This window comes from Pseudomonas reactans (assembly GCF_013387025.1).
Lineage (GTDB): Bacteria > Pseudomonadota > Gammaproteobacteria > Pseudomonadales > Pseudomonadaceae > Aquipseudomonas > Aquipseudomonas reactans.
Map to the genome: position 1 here is coordinate 1 of NZ_JACAQP010000007.1, position 16,791 is coordinate 16,791.

General features: G+C 58.3%; 25 protein-coding genes. 23 read left to right on the forward strand and 2 right to left on the reverse strand.

Translation table 11 applies throughout. The features are described 5' to 3' along the window. Positions 1-94: 94 nt before the first annotated feature. From HX793_RS09090 to HX793_RS09130, 9 genes are all read left to right on the forward strand, one after another. Positions 95-1,072: an SIR2 family protein gene (locus HX793_RS09090; protein ID WP_177049270.1), complete on the forward strand. Its 978-nt coding sequence runs from the start codon at positions 95-97 to the stop codon at positions 1,070-1,072. Next, the gene (locus HX793_RS09095; RefSeq protein ID WP_178905470.1) at positions 1,059-1,856 is read left to right on the forward strand and encodes a hypothetical protein; all 798 of its coding nucleotides are present in this window, start codon (positions 1,059-1,061) and stop codon (positions 1,854-1,856) included. The genes HX793_RS09090 and HX793_RS09095 overlap by 14 nt, the downstream gene beginning before the upstream one ends. Next, a complete protein-coding gene (locus tag HX793_RS09100) occupies positions 1,853-2,368 on the forward strand; it encodes a hypothetical protein (protein ID WP_058419788.1) in 516 nt (171 codons plus the stop codon). The genes HX793_RS09095 and HX793_RS09100 overlap by 4 nt, the downstream gene beginning before the upstream one ends. Beyond that, entirely contained in the window at positions 2,365-2,979 is a 615-nt protein-coding gene (locus HX793_RS09105; protein ID WP_178905471.1) for a recombination protein NinG, read from the forward strand. The genes HX793_RS09100 and HX793_RS09105 overlap by 4 nt, the downstream gene beginning before the upstream one ends. After that, on the forward strand, positions 2,976-3,653 hold the full coding sequence (locus HX793_RS09110) for a bacteriophage antitermination protein Q (protein WP_178905472.1): 678 nt from the start codon (positions 2,976-2,978) through the stop codon (positions 3,651-3,653). The genes HX793_RS09105 and HX793_RS09110 overlap by 4 nt, the downstream gene beginning before the upstream one ends. Before the next feature lie 187 nt (positions 3,654-3,840). Beyond that, positions 3,841-4,098 (forward strand): DUF1496 domain-containing protein, encoded by a 258-nt coding sequence (locus tag HX793_RS09115; RefSeq protein WP_058419791.1) that lies wholly within the window; start codon positions 3,841-3,843, stop codon positions 4,096-4,098. Between the two features lie 387 nt (positions 4,099-4,485). Next, positions 4,486-4,824, forward strand: coding sequence for an MFS transporter (locus HX793_RS09120; protein ID WP_178905473.1), 339 nt, complete (start codon positions 4,486-4,488; stop codon positions 4,822-4,824). After that, the gene (locus tag HX793_RS09125) at positions 4,821-5,165 is read left to right on the forward strand and encodes a hypothetical protein (protein ID WP_178905474.1); all 345 of its coding nucleotides are present in this window, start codon (positions 4,821-4,823) and stop codon (positions 5,163-5,165) included. Before HX793_RS09120 ends, HX793_RS09125 begins: the two co-directional genes overlap by 4 nt. Positions 5,166-5,214: 49 nt before the next feature. Continuing rightward, positions 5,215-5,403: a hypothetical protein gene (locus HX793_RS09130; protein ID WP_178905475.1), complete on the forward strand. Its 189-nt coding sequence runs from the start codon at positions 5,215-5,217 to the stop codon at positions 5,401-5,403. 41 nt (positions 5,404-5,444) lie between these two features. Here the strand turns inward: HX793_RS09130 and HX793_RS09135 are convergent, their stop codons facing one another. Together HX793_RS09135 and HX793_RS09140 are read right to left on the reverse strand one after the other, a co-directional pair. Further along, positions 5,445-5,831 carry a hypothetical protein gene (locus HX793_RS09135; protein ID WP_178905476.1) on the reverse strand — a complete coding sequence of 129 codons (387 nt, stop codon included), beginning with the start codon at positions 5,829-5,831 and terminating at the stop codon, positions 5,445-5,447. A gap of 178 nt (positions 5,832-6,009) precedes the next feature. After that, positions 6,010-6,321: a hypothetical protein gene (locus tag HX793_RS09140; RefSeq protein ID WP_178905477.1), complete on the reverse strand. Its 312-nt coding sequence runs from the start codon at positions 6,319-6,321 to the stop codon at positions 6,010-6,012. Positions 6,322-6,517: 196 nt separating this feature from the next. Between HX793_RS09140 and HX793_RS09145 the strand changes: the two genes are divergently transcribed. From HX793_RS09145 to HX793_RS09210, 14 genes are all read left to right on the forward strand, one after another. Then, positions 6,518-7,141 carry a putative metallopeptidase gene (locus HX793_RS09145; RefSeq protein ID WP_178905478.1) on the forward strand — a complete coding sequence of 208 codons (624 nt, stop codon included), beginning with the start codon at positions 6,518-6,520 and terminating at the stop codon, positions 7,139-7,141. Between the two features lie 31 nt (positions 7,142-7,172). Then, positions 7,173-7,634, forward strand: a complete 462-nt coding sequence (locus HX793_RS09150; RefSeq protein WP_154845443.1) for a DUF2280 domain-containing protein — start codon at positions 7,173-7,175, stop codon at positions 7,632-7,634. Next, positions 7,621-8,922: a terminase large subunit domain-containing protein gene (locus HX793_RS09155; protein WP_178905479.1), complete on the forward strand. Its 1,302-nt coding sequence runs from the start codon at positions 7,621-7,623 to the stop codon at positions 8,920-8,922. Before HX793_RS09150 ends, HX793_RS09155 begins: the two co-directional genes overlap by 14 nt. After that, positions 8,919-10,379: a DUF4055 domain-containing protein gene (locus HX793_RS09160; RefSeq protein WP_178905480.1), complete on the forward strand. Its 1,461-nt coding sequence runs from the start codon at positions 8,919-8,921 to the stop codon at positions 10,377-10,379. The genes HX793_RS09155 and HX793_RS09160 overlap by 4 nt, the downstream gene beginning before the upstream one ends. After that, positions 10,354-11,442 (forward strand): minor capsid protein, encoded by a 1,089-nt coding sequence (locus HX793_RS09165; RefSeq protein ID WP_178905481.1) that lies wholly within the window; start codon positions 10,354-10,356, stop codon positions 11,440-11,442. Before HX793_RS09160 ends, HX793_RS09165 begins: the two co-directional genes overlap by 26 nt. Before the next feature lie 27 nt (positions 11,443-11,469). After that, on the forward strand, positions 11,470-12,081 hold the full coding sequence (locus HX793_RS09170) for a hypothetical protein (protein ID WP_178905482.1): 612 nt from the start codon (positions 11,470-11,472) through the stop codon (positions 12,079-12,081). Between the two features lie 131 nt (positions 12,082-12,212). Further along, positions 12,213-12,923, forward strand: coding sequence for a hypothetical protein (locus tag HX793_RS09175; protein WP_178905483.1), 711 nt, complete (start codon positions 12,213-12,215; stop codon positions 12,921-12,923). Positions 12,924-12,934: 11 nt separating this feature from the next. Next, positions 12,935-13,903, forward strand: a complete 969-nt coding sequence (locus HX793_RS09180) for a major capsid protein (protein WP_178905484.1) — start codon at positions 12,935-12,937, stop codon at positions 13,901-13,903. A 49-nt stretch (positions 13,904-13,952) separates the two neighbouring features. Continuing rightward, entirely contained in the window at positions 13,953-14,528 is a 576-nt protein-coding gene (locus HX793_RS09185) for a hypothetical protein (protein WP_178905485.1), read from the forward strand. A gap of 59 nt (positions 14,529-14,587) precedes the next feature. Continuing rightward, on the forward strand, positions 14,588-15,091 hold the full coding sequence (locus tag HX793_RS09190) for a DnaT-like ssDNA-binding protein (protein ID WP_178905486.1): 504 nt from the start codon (positions 14,588-14,590) through the stop codon (positions 15,089-15,091). A 38-nt stretch (positions 15,092-15,129) separates the two neighbouring features. Beyond that, the gene (locus HX793_RS09195) at positions 15,130-15,321 is read left to right on the forward strand and encodes a hypothetical protein (protein WP_177023172.1); all 192 of its coding nucleotides are present in this window, start codon (positions 15,130-15,132) and stop codon (positions 15,319-15,321) included. Positions 15,322-15,366: 45 nt separating this feature from the next. After that, positions 15,367-15,735 (forward strand): hypothetical protein, encoded by a 369-nt coding sequence (locus tag HX793_RS09200; protein ID WP_178905487.1) that lies wholly within the window; start codon positions 15,367-15,369, stop codon positions 15,733-15,735. Beyond that, on the forward strand, positions 15,732-16,328 hold the full coding sequence (locus tag HX793_RS09205) for a hypothetical protein (protein ID WP_178905488.1): 597 nt from the start codon (positions 15,732-15,734) through the stop codon (positions 16,326-16,328). The genes HX793_RS09200 and HX793_RS09205 overlap by 4 nt, the downstream gene beginning before the upstream one ends. Then, positions 16,325-16,741 (forward strand): phage tail terminator-like protein, encoded by a 417-nt coding sequence (locus HX793_RS09210; protein ID WP_178905489.1) that lies wholly within the window; start codon positions 16,325-16,327, stop codon positions 16,739-16,741. Before HX793_RS09205 ends, HX793_RS09210 begins: the two co-directional genes overlap by 4 nt. Positions 16,742-16,791 lie beyond the last annotated feature (50 nt).

Below are 16,791 nucleotides of genomic sequence, written 5' to 3' on the forward strand. Positions count from 1 at the left end.
TTGATCATTTGGCGAGTTTAAAAGTTGCGCTAGGTGGTATGCCGGGGAAATACATGGCTACTTCAGACCATCCCTAAGGTCGGGAAGGCCTGACATGCAATACACCGTCACGATTAACCAGGTGAAGGCGCTGGAGTGGGGGCTGAATTCTCAGCAGGCCCTGCTGTTCGCCTTCGTCTACGGCTGTCCGAGCTGGACCAAGCCAATCAAGACTGATGACGGGATCTTCTTCGCGCTGAGCAAGGCCAAGATCATCGAGGAGCTGCCGCTGCTCACTGATAAGCCGGACACCGCTTACCGCATGCTGAAGGCCCTGGAAGAGGCCGGTTTGATTGAGCTTTCCAGCACCTCGAACATCACACTTTTCCGCCTCACAGAGAAGGCCGTCGAGTGGAACCAGAAGCTCGACGGGTCGGAAAAATATCCGACCCCACCAAACAATAAGGGTCGGAAAAAAATCCGATCTACCTCGGATAAATCTCCGAGCAAGGTCGGAAAAAAATCCGGGCAAGGGTCGGATAAATCTCCGACAAATCAGGATACCAATCATCAGGGTACCAATCAGGACACCAGTCAGGACTTGCAGGACGCCACCGGCAAGCCGGCTCAGTCCCGCGGCTTGGTGCTGGTGGTTGACCGCACCGATACTCCCCGGGTCGAGATTCCCGCCGATATGCCGGGCCCCAAGGACCAGACCTGCAAAACCTTCAAGGTCTGGGCGAACTACGCCATGGCTTACCGCAAACGCTACAGCGCCTGGCCGGTGTGGAATGCCAAGGTCGGCGGTCAGCTCGGCCAACTGGTCGACCGCCTCGGCGCCGATGTCGCCCACCACGTAGCTGCCCACTTCCTGAAAACCAGTGACGCCGCCGTCCTTCGCAAGTGCCACAGCCTCAACGAGCTGTTGGCCAACGCCGAGAGCTACCACACCCAGTGGGTGACCGGGCAGCGCATCAACGGCACAACTGCTCGCCAGATGGAGCGAACCGAGGCGAACCACTCCGCAGCAGAACAGGCCGCCCAGATGGTTCTGGCAAAACGCCAAGCAGGTGACCGCAATGAATACCTCTGAAATGAACGACCATCAGGTCGCCGGGCTGGCTGCTGCCATCTGCGCAACAGCCGAGGCCATGGGCCAGGAAATGAACCCGGGCACGGCCGCGATGATGGCCGAAGACCTCTGCGCCTACCCGGTGCCAGTCGTCAAAGCTGCCTTGAGAGCCTGCCGCTTCGAGGTGAAGGGCAAGCTGGCGATGGCTGACATCCTTCAGCGCGTCCAATCCTCCGATGGGCGTCCGGGAAAAGATGAGGCCTGGGCCATCGCCATGACCACCAACGACGAATTTGAAACCGTGGTGCTGACCGACGAGATCCAACTGGCCCTGGCTGCTGCGAAACCTATCTTGGATGGCGGCGACAAGATTGGTGCGCGCATGGCATTCATCGATGCCTACCAGCGTTTCGTAGGGCAGGCCCGCGAGGATGCGAAACCGGTCAACTGGCACGTCTCTGTAGGATTCGACGCCAACCGCCGCGTCCAGGCCGTCACCAAGGCCATGGAGCTGAAGCGGATTCCCCGCGAGCACGCCCAGAAGTACCTCGCTGACCTGAGCGTCGAGCCGATCTCAGAAGACGGTCGCGCTATCGCTGGCTTGCTCACCGGTACCGTTACTCGACCAGAGCCGGCACTGCGCCAGAAGCTCGAGCTGGTGAAGAACTCGATGCTGGAAATGCGCAAGGCCAGTGCCGAACGGAAAACCGAATTACGGATTGAGGCGGCCAACGAACTGGCGGATCGCCGGGCGCTGTTGATCCAGCAGGTCCAGGAGCTTGAAGCGAAGAGGGCGGTGCAATGACAAAGCCAGCCAAATCCCGCCCAATGCCCGTGTACTTGGTGCTGCGCCGGCTGGTCGACCCTGCCACCGGCAAGGAGGTGGCAGCATTCGTGCCGTCCTCCGACGCAGATCGCTCGATCCTTCGCGAGCGAGATTTCCGCATCAACACGAAGATCCGCGCCGAACTCAAGCAACCGCGCAACCCGCGATTCAATGGTTTGGTCCACGGCCTGGGCCGAGTGCTGAGCCAGAACATCGACCGGTTCTCTGGCAAGCAGTCCCATGACGCCATCAAGGCCCTGCAGCTTGAATCGGGCGTGTACTGCGACGAAGAATTGTTCGACATCCCTGGCCTGGGCCAGCTCACACGCAAGACACCTCGAAGCCTTTCCTACGACTCGATGGGGGAGGAGACATTCCAAGACTTCTGGCGCCAGTGCTGCGCGTACCTGGTGCTGAATGACTGGCCAACGCTCACGGAAGAGCGACTGACCGAAATGGCAGAATTTGAAGCATTCAAGGAGGCCGCATGAAGCGCACCCCACTACAGCGCAAAACCCCACTCAAGTCCGGTGGTCCGCGCAGGAAGCGCTGCCCAAATTGCCGAGTGATGTTCACACCTGTGCGCGGCTCGCAAGCCGTGTGCGGTGAGATCGAGTGCGCCATTGCTCACAGCAAGTCCGAGAAAGGGCAGGCTACTGCTCGCAAGGCCCTGGCTGATGTCGATCGTCGCGAGATCAAAGTCCGAAAGGAGAAGCTGAAGACCAGGGCGGATCACGCCAAGGACACCCAGCAGGCCTTCAACGAATGGGTGCGCTTGCGTGATGTCGATCTGCCTTGCGTGAGCTGTGGTCGCCACCATGACGGCCAATATCACGCCGGACACTATCGAACGGTTGCAGCCAATCCAGCCATCAGGTTCGAGCCGCTGAACGTCCACAAGCAATGTGCTCCATGCAACAACCACAAATCTGGCGACATCGTGAACTACCGCATTGAGCTGGTTAAGCGGATCGGCACAGAGGCTGTGGAGTGGCTTGAGGGGCCGCATGAGCCTAAGCGGTACACCGTAGAACAACTCAAGGCGATGACCGCCGAGTACCGGGCTAAGACAAGAGAACTGAAGAAGGGGATCGCAGCATGAAACTGATCAACGCACGGCAGGTATGGACCGAAGCTCAGCACGAATCGAATGCGTCGATCAGCGCTGTAGCCATCGACAAGGCCCAATCGGCACCGATCAAGAAGGGGCAGCGCATGCGCCGCGCCGAGGCCGTGTTCGCTGCGCTGGGGGATGACAAGGAGGAGCGCATTCAGGTTGTGCGCCAGAAGATCAGCATCAGCGAGACGCGCGGTACGCCCGCTGGCCGCTCCACCGCCCGCGCCGCGCACCTGGCCACCATCGGCAAAGTACTGCGCGCCATCGACACACTACCGTTCCAGGTGCAGCAGTTCGGACACTACCTGTACCACCCGGCGATGAATATGAAGCACCTGTTGAATGCGGTGCTGCTGATCACCGCCAAAGCGGCGCTGCCTGACCTGACTTCGGCCAAGCGCGTAAAGGCGCAGTATCTGGTCACCCTGGCCCTGCAATCGTACAAAGGTGAGGTGGCCGGTTCTGCCGAGTGGGGGCCGGCGCGGGTGGCCGCCGAGATGAACGCGTTCTTCGGCGTGAACATCGACCCAAAGAACTGGACGCGTGATTGGCTCGACCTGTGGGAATCCCTGAAAGAAGTGATCAAAGAAGTGGATATTCAGGCTCAACAGCCAATTTGGCAGGTGATACACGCGGAAAAAGATCAAGAGGCGGCATAATCATGTTGACGTGACGGGGTTTTGCGCGTACTTTTCCCATAGTGCAGAAGTAACGCGAAAAGCACACGAAACCCGGCTAGGTGCCGGGTTTTTATTATGCGAAGTTGTAGTGATAGTGCTTTGGCGCCATTGTTTCATTCTGATATGGCCACTATAGTGTGATGGCACTCACTCATTAGGGACTTTTATGACTGCAATCCGTTTCGCTACCGCTGCGGCTTTCGCCTTTTTCGCAGCTCAAGCCATGGCGCAAAATGGCACTGAAAATGTTAAAAGCGCTGGCGCCGAGGTTCAACCCACTGTCGTCATGAATCCTATGATCGCGTGCTATTACAAGGGCATTCCCTACTCGGAAGGGGCCCAAGTTGTAGAAGATGGATTGGCAAAACCTCTCGTTTGCGTAAGGAAAAATGGTTACGACACCAATCCTTTGGTTTGGAAATAACTGTCCGCCATTACCGAGAATTGAAGAAACCCGGCCAAGCACCGGGTTTTTTATTGCCTGAGTTTTACCTGTAGCCAGGACAGCCTTCGGGAAGGCCTGGACGTCGATAGCCGGTAGTGCGGCGTACGGAGTCAACACCGGCAGCCCGTGCACCCTGACCTCACTGTGCTTCCAGGGTGGTGCGAGACCAGATCAGCGAGATCGATGCATCGGGGCGTCGACGCTGGGATCGTCTTCGGCAGACAGCGCGGAAAGACGCGCGCACCTATTCAGGGCCTCGACATTGATCGGGGCCTTTTCGTTTTCGGCTCCACCACACCCATTGCTCCAAGCTGGGTGTGCTGCTGGGGCTGACCTATTCCAAACATGCCCCACGGAGTCGAGCGCATGGAGTATCTACAGCGCCTGCTCGACAAGATCGACAGGTTCGAACTACTGATTGCGGGCCTTGTTGGGGCGGTGATCGCTAGCTGGTGGCACAAGGACGACTTGAACGACTGGCGAGCCTGGTTGATCTTCCTTATCACCGGCATGGCCTGTTCTATCTACTTGACGAGCATGGTCAGCACCTACTTGGGCGTGACCGAGCCGAAGATTGTCGCCGGCATCGGTTTCCTTCTAGGTGCATTCGGCGGCTCGCTCCTGGCGGCCATCAATCGAGCCATCAAATCCGCTGACCTCTGGGCGCTCATTCGCCAGCGGTTCGGGGGAGGCAATCCACCATGAATCTTGAACTGATCAACTCCATCGCCTGCGGCCTTATCGCCCTGTGGGCAGCCTGGTGCGTACTGAGCGGGAAGGTGAGAGACGGCATCCTCGGGAAGCTGATCTACTCGACGATCGCCATCACTGGTTTCGTTGTGATGGTACGCAGCCAGAACATCTTCTTCGGACCGACCACTGCCGGGCTGACGTTGCATGTCGCCTTGGCCCTGGCCGGTGCTCGCCACATCTTCATGGTCACTTACTGGCAGCGGGTGAAGGTCTGGCTATGCCGGACGCTGAACTGCGAGCATTGCCTGCACTGTGACAAGGCACCAGGTGGTGTCGAGCGCCGGGGTAAGTAATCCGCGCCACGTTTTCGAATGCGCCAAATCGTGGCGCGAGGTTCTGCAGATGAACAAAGTCACCCGACTGCGCCACGCGCTGCCGATGAGCCAGGACATCAACAAGGCTTTGGTCGATCTGGATAGCGCCATCGCCAAGGCAATAGACGCTGCGAAGGCTGCCGGCCTCCCACAGGGGATTATCGTCGCGGTGCTGCACGGTCAAGCTCATTCGCAAACCGCGATCATGGTCGGGTAGGCGTGCCGCAGCTGAGTACGGCACGGTAACGGAATCGGGATTTATCTCCCGTTTGCTGGCAACCATGATACAACCGGCTCGTCATAGCCGGCCTCTTTAAGGGCTTGAGCTTTGTGCACGGCGGGGTCGTTTGACATCGAGATGGTTGCAGGAAGCTGATCCTGAACGTGGTAAAAAAGAACCTCTTCTGCTGGTGCAAATGTAGTCAAGATTGCAGCGGATTGTGGTGTGTATTTGTGCCTGTATCTCAGCTCGGCAATAAGTTGATCGCCATTGATTAGAGCGTCACGTACTGCGTTAGCGGTACTTTCGACGTCGTAGTGCGGGATTCCTCGAACACGATTTTCTCCCTCATAAATCGTGTAAATCAGACCGGTCACGCCCTTGTAACTGTCAGGGCTGGATGCCACTACATGATATTTCGTCACGCGCATTACTCCTTATGCAAATGATAGAGCCTCACCAATACCGGCAACGCGCCACGAATTCAATCCCGCTTTAAGTTTGACCTGAGACAATTTATGACAACCAAGCAACCCGACTGGGAGGCAATCGAACGTGCCTACCGGGCCGGGTTTTGAGCCTGATGGCTTGAGAGGCCTATTTCTACTTCACGTACTTGACGGTTGCGCTAACCAGTAACTGATTGTTGACCGTGACTTTGCAAAAGCGTTTCGCAACTGTTTTGTTATCACTCGCGAGTGTGGGGTCGCATTGCAAGAACACCTTTTTACCCTTCCAGTCCTGAGCTACACCAGCAGTGGCTGCGCTAGCGTACTCTTTCATGAATTTCCGATTCCATGGCCCGAAATAGACTTCAGGTTCGCCGCCTCCGAAGAAACCAGATTCCTGCGTGGCGCAGAGCGTACCCTCCATCCTTTCTCCGTCGATGATATTGGCATCGGTGTAGCAGTTCATCAGGCCGTTCCAAACTTCTAGATCTACTGGCCCCCTGTTAACCCAAGTAGGGGCGGTAACGCATCCTGATAGAGTTGCGACTGCGAGAGCGCTAAGGCAAATGCATTTAATGCGAGACATTGAATTGAGCTTCCTTACTTTTTGAAGCCGCCACCAATACCGGTAACACTCCACAATTTCAAGTTCAAGGTGACCCATGGAAAGGCCATACCCTCCATCGTCACTTCTTGAGTTGTCCGAGCTTTCCGACTTAGGTATGCGCTTAACACCTGCACCTGAGGTGTGGGAATGGCTCCAAACCGAGATCCTTGCCAGCACAGGCAGCATTCACAACGAAGACCATGCCCACATACTGGATGCAGACATTCGGATCATGTGGGCGTCATCGAGCTTCGAGAAACAGGGCCGCACAGTCCTGGGCCAGGCCGAACAGGTAGCGTTCCGCGCCGGGGGCTGGCAGAAAGCCCGAATGGAGCAACAGATGCGTGATTGGTTCGGCGATGTGCCGGCCTTCATCATCACACTGGCAGCCGACTACTGCGCCCAGTGCAGTGACCTTGAGTTCTGCGCCCTGATTGAGCACGAGCTGTATCACCTGGCTCAAGCGACCGACAAGTACGGTCAACCAGCATTTACCCAAGACGGCGCACCAAAGATCAAGCTTCAGGGCCACGACGTGGAAGAGTTCGTTGGTGTTGTCCGCCGCTACGGTGCGAGCCCTGACGTTCAAGCGTTGGTGGATGCTGCAAACAGTCCTGCTGAGGTGGGGAAATTGAACATTGCGAGGGCCTGCGGAACCTGTCTGCTCAGATCGGCCTGAAATTTGACAGGCATTAGACGGAATCCAATTTATGGCAAACCTGAATAGTGAGGTGAAAGGCTTCATCGTTCAGGCCTTGGCGTGCTTTGACACCCCCTCTCAGGTGGTAGAGGCCGTCAAACAAGAATTCGGCATTGAGATCTCCCGTCAGCTTTGTGAATCGCATGATGCGACCAAGCGGGCGAGCAAGACCCTCGCGGCCAAATGGGTGACCCTGTTTCACGACACCCGCAAGCGATTCAGGGAGGAGACGGCCGAGATACCAATCGCCAACCGTTCTCACCGACTTCGCACGCTTGGGCGCATGGCTGAAAAAGCCGAAAGCATGAAGAACATTGCACTCACTGCCCAGCTATTGGAGCAGGCAGCCAAAGAGTGTGGCGACATCTACGTCAACCGAGCCCGGAAGGAAGAGGCGGGCGACGAACCGGTGATCCCGACTCGTATTCAGGTCGACGTGGTGGATGCGAGGAAGCCGAATGCCGAGCCTTAACGTTCCCCAGGCTCAGTTCCTCACGCTGCCCCACAAATTCCGCGCCTTCGTTGCCGGGTTCGGCTCGGGCAAGACCTGGGTGGGATGCTCGGCACTGAGCAAGCACTTCATGGAGTGGCCCGGCGTCAACGCAGGTTACTTCGCACCGACTTACCCGCAGATCCGAGACATCTTCTATCCGACCATGGATGAGGTGGCCTATGACTGGGGGCTGAAGACCAAGATCAACCAGGCGAACCACGAAGTTCACATCTACAGCGGCCGGCAGTACCGCGGCACTGTGATTTGCCGGTCGATGGAGAAACCGCAGACCATCGTTGGCTTCAAGATCGGCCAGGCGTTGGTCGATGAACTGGACGTGATGAGCTTGCTGAAGGCTCAGCAGGCCTGGCGCAAGATCATTGCCCGGATGCGTTACAACCTGCCCGGACTCAAGAACGGGGTGGACGTAACCACCACGCCTGAGGGTTTTAAGTTCGTCTATCAGCAGTTCGTGAAACAGCTGCGTGACAAACCGGCGCTGAACGATATGTACGGCCTGGTGCAGGCCAGCACGTTCGACAACGAGTTGAACCTGCCAGACGACTACATTGCCTCGTTGATGGAGTCGTACCCGCCGCAGTTGATTCAAGCCTATCTTCGTGGGCAGTTCGTCAACCTGACGTCCGGCACGATCTACACGGCCTACGACCGCAAGCTAAATGGGTGCTTCGACACCGTGCAGCCCGGCGAGCCTCTGTTCATCGGGATGGACTTCAACGTCGGGAAGATGGCGGCTATCACCCACGTCAAGCGTGACCAGGGGCTGCCTAGGGCAGTGGATGAGCTGATCGATGGCTACGACACGCCTGACATGATCCGCCGCATCAAAGAGCGGTACTGGCAGCACGACAGCAACGATTTCAAAAAGACCTGTGAAATCAGGATTTACCCTGACGCCTCCGGTGACTCACGCAAGTCTGTGAACGCCAGCATCACCGACCTTGCCATGCTCAAGCAGGCCGGGTTCGCAGTCATCGCACCAGCGGCAAATCCGCCGGTGAAGGACCGAATCAACGCAATGAACGCCGCCTTCTGCAATGCGCAGGGCGAGCGCCGCTACCTGATCAACCCGTTTACGTGCCCAACCTACGCCGATGGTCTGGAGCAGCAGGTATGGGGTGCGAACGGGGAGCCAGATAAAACCGCAGGCATCGATCACGCGAACGACGCCGGCGGCTACTTCATCCACCGCGAGTACCCGATCATCAAACCGGTCACCGCAATGAAAATGGGGGTCGCTCGATGACGGACGTCACTTTCACCCGTCCCGAGTACAAGGCGGCGAAATACCGCTGGCGCTTGGTGCGCGACGTCTGCAAGGGCTCGGAAACGGTCAAGGCTGCCGGTGATTACTACCTGCCCAGGCCGAACGCCTCTGACAAGTCCCAGGACAACAAGGACCGATACGACGCGTACAAGAAGCGTGCTGTGTTCTACAACGCTACCGGCCGCACGAAACACAGCCTGGTTGGCGCGGTCTTCCGCATTTGGCCAACGCTGACTGTTCCCGGCGCGCTCGACTACGTGACGAAGGACATCGACGGGCAAGGCGTCAGCGTCTACCAGCAATCGCAATCGGTTATCGGACATTTGCTCGAAGTCGGCCGCCACGGCCTTCTGGTGGATTACGCCGCCGTTGAAGCCGGCACCGTGAGCAAGGCAGACGAGCAGGCCGGTCGCGCCCGTGCAAATGCCGCCAGCTACCCGGCTGAGTCAATCATCAACTGGAAGACGCGCCAGGTTGGTGGGCAGCACCTGTTGAGCCTGGTTGTGCTGCGCGAAAAGATCGACGTCGATACTGACGATGGGTTCGGCAGTGAGCAGGTTGTGCAATACCGCGTGCTGCGCCTGGATGTGTCCGGCGTGTACACCCAGGAAGTGTGGGAAGAAGGATCCAGCAAGACGGAGATGACGGTGGCGCCATTCGCACCGTTGAACGGATCCGGGCAGCCATGGCGAATCATCCCGTTCCAGTTCCTGGGCAGCGAGAACAATGACACCAGCATCGACGACTCACCGCTGTACGACATGGCTGAAGTGAACATCGGGCATTACCGCAACAGCGCGGATTATGAAGAAGCAGCTTACTTGGTGGGCCAGCCTCAACCGTGGATGTCTGGGCTTGATGAGCAATGGCGCGACCACCTCGAAAAGGCCGGGATATTCCTGGGCTCCAGGGCGCCTTGGCTGCTCCCTGTGAATGGGGCGTGCGGCGTATGGCAGGCCCAGCCCAATACTGTCGCCAAGGAGGCCATGGACGCCAAGAAGCAGGACATGGTGTCCCTCGGCGCCCGACTGATTGAGCGTGGTAGCGCGGTGAAGACCGCAACCCAGGCTGACAACGACAGCGCTGCCGAACACAGCGTGCTTTCCCTGGTGGTGAGCAACGTCAGCGAGGCGTATAGCCAGTGCCTGGCGTGGATGGCTGAGTTCGTGAATGCGCCCGGCGAGGTGGTCTACAAGCTCAACCAAGACTTCAGTCAGATCACTCTGGATGCAACGATCCTTGCGGCACTGTTCAATGCGGTGCAGGGTGGCAAGCTGCCGGAAGGCGACTTCTGGCAATACCTGCGCGATCGCGGAGTGATCAACCCAGAGAAGACGGACGACGAAATCCGGGGTGAGTTGGAGGCACAAAGCACCGGGCCTGGCCTGGATGATGACGAGGTAATTCCGAATGGCGGCAAACCAAGCAATCCTTGACGCCACCATCCGGCATGCTGTGTTCCTGGAGCAGTTGAAGTCGGGCGAGGTAGCGAAGTTCGCACCCTTCCTCAAGGAAATTGACCGCTCGATCCGTGAGCGGCTGACCCGGGCGGACCTGACGGATTACACAGTGGCCCGTCTGGAGCGGCTGCTCAGCGAAGTTGATAGCCTGCTGCTGGGCATCTTCGACCGTTACAGCGAGAAGCTGAACCTCGACCTGGTGGACATCGCCAATTACGAGGCCGAGTTTGAGGCGACCAGCCTGACCCGGGCGGCACCGGTGGGCGTTACCTTCGACGCGGCGGTGCCTGGTGCAGCAGCAATCAGGTCGGCAATCCTCACCAATCCGCTCAGCGTGCGCGGTGCCGACGGCGGGAAGCTGCTCAAGTCGTTCATTGATGGCTTCACCGCCACGGAGCGGCAACGCCTCACGGGCGCGATCAGGCAGGGCTTCTTCGAAGGCCAAACCAACTTCCAGATCATCAAGAATATTCGCGGCACCAAGGCGCTGCAGTACAACGACGGCATCCTGGCCACGACCAACCGCAACGCCGGCGCTATCGTGCGGACGGCAGTGCAGCACGTCGCCACCCAGGCGCGCATGGAGACGCTGAAGGAAAACAGCGATGTCGTGCAGTCAGTAGAGTGGGTCAGCACCCTGGATTCGAAGACGACCAGCCAGTGCCGGACGCTCGATAAGCGCCGGTTTAAGCTGACTGAGGGGCCGAGGCCTCCGATCCACATCAACTGCCGCTCGACGGTGGTGGCTGTGACGCGTTTCAGCGCTTTGTTCACCAAGGACGCCACGCGGGCATCCATTGGTGACGGCGGGGCCCAGCAGGTGAGGGCAGACCTCAGCTATTACGACTGGCTCAAGCAGCAGCCGGCGGCGTTTCAGGACAAGGCCATCGGTCCGGTCCGCGCCAGGCTGTTCCGCGAAGGAGGCCTGAGCATCGAGCGCTTTGCTGAACTGCAGCTTGATAGAAGCTTTGCGCCATTGACTCTTGTGCAGATGAAGCTACTCGAACCGCTGGCATTTGAGCGTGCTGGGTTGTTATAACGCTTCGCCTAAATGGTGAGGTGGCATATGGCAAAGGGATGGGCGGCACTGATTGCAGTAATCGGCATGAGCATAGGTGGTTTCGCAGGCTTTTTCACCGCCATCCAAATGAACCCCGGCACAGCGGACCGATATGTATTGAATCTTGGTTCTGTTGGGGAGTGGGTTTCTGGCGTGGGTGCTTTTGCGGCAGTAGTTGCTGCATTTGTTCTGGCTGACATGCAACGCCGGGAAAATATGGAACGCGTAGTTCTGAAATGCGATTTGCGGCGATTTAGGTATGTTGATGCGTGCTCTGTCGCTAAAAGTCTCGTAGTCGATATTGTTTCTATTGGCAATAGACCAGCGCGACTTACCGGGGCGAAAATTCTGGATCGTCAAGGCAGGACTTGCTGGACGGGTTACCATGCCGGTGAGACAGGCAAGGGGTTCCCGATCGAGCTAAATTATGGGGAGCAGATCGACATTTGGATCGAGGCAGTCGACGTCAAAGATGTCATCGACCACTTTGAAGGTGATTTTTCTAACGCCAAAATGATCGTGACTACTACCCTGGCTTCATGGGGCATCGATGTTTCCGGGAAACTAAAACAGCTGCAATTTGATAGAGCTAACCCACCCAAATCATTGTTTGACTAAAACTCATATTTTCAAAAGCCCTGGCATTCGCCGGGGTTTTTTATACCCGCAAATTACTCAGGCCTCGTCATTGACGGGGCTTTTTCATGTCTGCGGGCCGGGCCTGCAAATCGTCTCTGGGAGACAAACAAATGGGTTTGAAATATCAGCTGGACACTCTTGACGGTCTCGATGACTCCGTTAAATCGCTCTACACCGAGAAGGAAGGCAAGTTTGTCCTCGGTATCGAAGGCCTGCCGCAACCAGAAGACGTATCCGGCCTGAAATCCAAAGTCCAGGAACTGCTGGACGAGAAGAAAGCTGCCGACAAGGCGCGCAAGGATGCCGAAGACCAGGCCCGACTGGAGCGCGAAGAAAACGCCCGCAAGTCCGGCAACGTCGAAGAGCTCGAAAAGTCCTGGTCCGAAAAATACAACCGCCGCGAAGCTGAGCTGAACGGCATGCTGGAACAGGAGCGCGGAACGCTGAGCACTCAGATCCGGGATCTGACCGTCGGCCGTACCGCTACTGACATTGCGTCTGCCCTGGCAATCCCAGGCAGCGCCAAAGCCCTGTTGCCGCACATCGAACGCCGTCTGAGCGTCGAGCAGCGCGACGGGAAGCCTGTCGTGGTCGTCCTCGATCAACAGGGCAAGCTCTCGGCGGCAACTTTGGATGAGCTGAAAGCAGAATTCGCAAACGACACGGCCTTCGCGCCGTTGATCGCGGGTAGCAAGGCATTTGGCGGCGGGGCTGCTGGTGCTGGAGGTGGCGGCGGGGCCGCAAAAGGAAAAATCGGCGGCACCAAAGAGGAACGTACGGCCGCAATCGCGAGCCGGTTCCCGGATCTCCCACAATCGTAAGGAAATAACTCATGTCCCTGTCGCAAATGCAGGTCTTCAACGAATACATCATGCCGGCGACTCTCGAGACGCTGGATCAGTATCTCGCCGCTTTCAATGCAGCCAGCCGCGGCGCAATCGTGCTGTCTCCGGACGGCTTCAATGGTGACTTCCTTCAGGAGTCGTTCTTCCAGACCCTGGCCGCTGCCCAGCGCCGCGTGGACCGCTACAGCGCGAACGCTGCTGTCGCTGCAACCGACCTGACCGAGCTGAAGAACACTTCGGTGAAGGTAGCCGGCGGCTTCGGTCCGATCCGCTACGAACCATCGCAGATGAGCTGGCTGGAGCGTCCAACCGCGCAAGGTATCGAAGTCGCAAGCCGCGCGTTCGCTGAAATCCTCCTGAAGGATCAGCTGAACACCGCGATCGCCGCCCTGGTTGCCGCAATCACCGCCCAGGCTGCCGCGGTCAACGATGTGTCGGCTACCACCGGCATCACCTACGCCGGCCTGAACAACGCTCACGCCAAGTTCGGAGATGCGAGTCAGAACCTGGTAACCCAGGTGATGCAGGGCACCAGTTATCACAAGTTGGTCGGCCAGAACCTGGCAAACCAGAACCAGCTGTTCCAGGCCGGTAACGTCCGCGTGATCGACATTCTGGGCAAGATCTCCGTGGTGACGGATGCCCCGGCGCTGATGCAGGCCGGCACCCCGAACAAGGAAATCATCCTGTCCCTGGTGCAAGGCGCTGCGCTGGTCCATGACGGCCGCGACATCATCAGCAACGTCCAGACCACTAACGGCAAGGAGCGCATCGAAACCACGCTCCAGACCGACTACACCTTCGGCCTGGGTCTGAAGGGGTACACCTGGGACACAACCACCGGCGGCAAGTCGCCAACCGACGCCGAACTGGCGACCGGTACCAACTGGGACAAGACCGCCACCAGCATCAAGCACACCGCCGGCGTGGCTCTGATCGGTGACGCCTCCAAGTAACCCTAAAGGCTGAGTCGGGCCCAGTGCCCGGCTTGGTGAGGACACGATCATGAGCAACAAGAACATCTGGTATCTGCCTGGTCCATTCCACCAGTACCAGGAAGACGTGAAGGCGCTGGCCAAGGCGAATGGCCTGCGCATCGTTGACGCGAGCGTTACCGAAAGTCGTGAAGATGCCGCCGACGAAGTGCCGGAAGTGACGATCAAGGAACAGCCGACGGTACTGCTGATCGATGGTGGCAACTCCAGCGTCAATATCGATGCCTTCCATGCTGAACTCGAATCTGTCGGCCTGATCGTCGAGTCATTCGCTGATCAGGCGCTGGTACGCCCCGAAGGCGATCTTGGCCCGATCGCTGATCGCCTGTTTCAGGTGTTCGAGGCGGTAAGCGCCGGCGTTGAAAGCCTCATCCGCGAGCGTGACGGTGAAGTCGAGAAGGTGAAAGCTCTGCAACTGCAGGTAGACGATCTTCTCCAGCGGGCCGACAAAGCCGGTCAGGTGGATACCGAAGCTAAGGAAATCGCCGACCTGAAGGCCAAGCTCGACGAAGCGAAGGTGCCATACCGGGCGAACGCCTCGAAAGAATCCTTGGAAAAGCTCGTCGCTGATCTGCCCAAGGCCTGATAATGCTGGCTGCCGGTGACCCGGTGGCCAATCTTCAAACCATTCCAGCGAGTTAATGCATGACACTCATCATCGAGGACGGCACCGGCAAGCCTGACGCCGAAAGCTACGCGAGCGCCGATGACCTGGCCATGTATGCCGTGAAGTTCGGCACGGTCATCCCCGCAGGCGCTCCCGAACAGGAAGCGTTGTTGCGCCGGGCGGCCTTGGCGATGGATGGCATGGTCTGGAAGGGGCGCAAGACCAACAGTGAGCAGGCTTTATCCTGGCCGCGCCGGGAAGTGCTGCTGGATCATGAGATCAAGCCGAACAACTACCTGCCAGCGCGGATTCAGTACGGGCAGATGGCCCTGGCCGCTGAGATTCATCAGGACGATATCGACCCGGTAGAGAAGCGCAAAGGCGCCGTGCTGCTGGATCGTGTTGAGGGAGCGGTGACGCGGCAGTACGCGGCGATCCTCTCCACCAGCAATCGGCTGTTGCCGGCGGCGCCGGACCGACCCAGCGCAACGCAATTTGCTGATTACCTACAGAAGCGCGGGTTGTTTGCTGTAAGAGCCTGATGGTAGCGTTGTGCCTCTGTATGCAGAGGCGTAATAAAATGACGAAATTGGAAGCTTGGACTCGATTTGCTGAAAGTGCATTGATCGGAGTCATAACCGCGAAAGGAAACTCAATTCCACATGACAACCCAACAAAAACAGCGGCGAGTTACGCGGATAGCATGTTGAAAGAGTGGGAGAAAAAAAAGAAACAACTCGAAGATGAGCGACTCGCCGCTTACAGCGAATAATTTCAGCCCAGCCATCGCGCTGGGCTTTTCACATCTGGAGCCACCATGGTCTTCTATGACGAAATGGCCGTGATGGCTCTGGAGATGATCACAGAGTTCGGCCAACCCGTGACCATTAGCAAGACGCAGCCTGGCGAGTACGACCCCGAGATCGGTGGCGAAGCGCCAGGCGCCACTGTCGAGCAAACAGCCCAAGGCATTCTGCTCGACTTCACCGGCCAAGAATTCCAGAACAACAGCCTCATCAGGCAGGGCGACAAGAAGCTCAAAATCGCTGCGCAGGGTATGGCCTGGGTACCGGGTCTGCTCGACAAAGTCGTGGCCCAGGGCCGCACCTGGTCAATCGTGCCCCCGCTGAAAGAGATCAACCCAGCCGGAACGCCAATCCTGTATGAGTTGCAGGTGCGCTCGTGAGTCGGGCAGGCGCTGGCCAGTCCGGCAGTTTCGCGCTGAGCTTGGCCGAGTTCGCCGCCCAGACCGGCGAAGCCATCGACGCGAGTGTGCGCGAGATCATCATCGAGGTCGGCAGCAGCCTGATCCGCATGTCTCCCGTGGGTAACCCGGAGATTTGGGCTGAGAACGCTGTCGCGACCCAGTACAACAAGGCCGTCAACGATCACAACGGCGCGCTGCGCAGCGACCCGGCCAACCTCACGAAGGGCGGTAGGCTCAAGAAGGGCCGCAAGCTCAACGACGGCATGGATATCAAGGCACCCGAAGGCTACGTCGGCGGCAGGTTCCGGGCGAACTGGCACATCTCGCTTGGCGTGGTTGAGAACGTCACCTTTGACGAGGTAGACCCGGAAGGTAACTCGACTGTTGCCGCCTTGGTAGCCGCGATGAGCGACTTCACCGCCGGCCAGATGGCCTACATCATCAACAACTTACCCTACGCGATCCCATTGGAGTTTGGCCATTCCACCCAGGCCCCCGGCGGTATGGTCCGGGTCACCGTGGCTCGCTTCCAACAGATCGTGCTGGAGGCCATCAGGAACAACCAGGTATGAGTCACGAAATCATCGCCTCGATCTACGAGGCCAAGCTCATAGCTTGGAACGCTGCCCGGTCGGAGAAGCTGAAGATCGTTTTCGAGAACACGGCCTACGCGCCAGCGGAAGGCGAGACGTACCTTCGAGCTTTCACCATTCCGGGCGACACCGCGAGCAACACGCTCGGCGGTGATCACCGACTGTTCACCGGTGTATTCCAGGTGAGCATCATCGCGCCTGCCGGCACCGGCAAGGCCAAGACGAATCCGATCGCAGCAGAACTGACCGACCTGTTCTCTCTTTACGCGCGGGACACGAAGGGCGCGCTCACCGTGGTGACCATGTCGCCAGTTGACCAGGGGCCAGGCATCACCGGCGATTCCACCTACACCGTCCCGATCTCGTTCTTGTACCGGGCCGACACCAACTGATCCCGCCCATTGGGCAAACCCAAAGACCCGCCATTGAGCGGGCTTTTTCA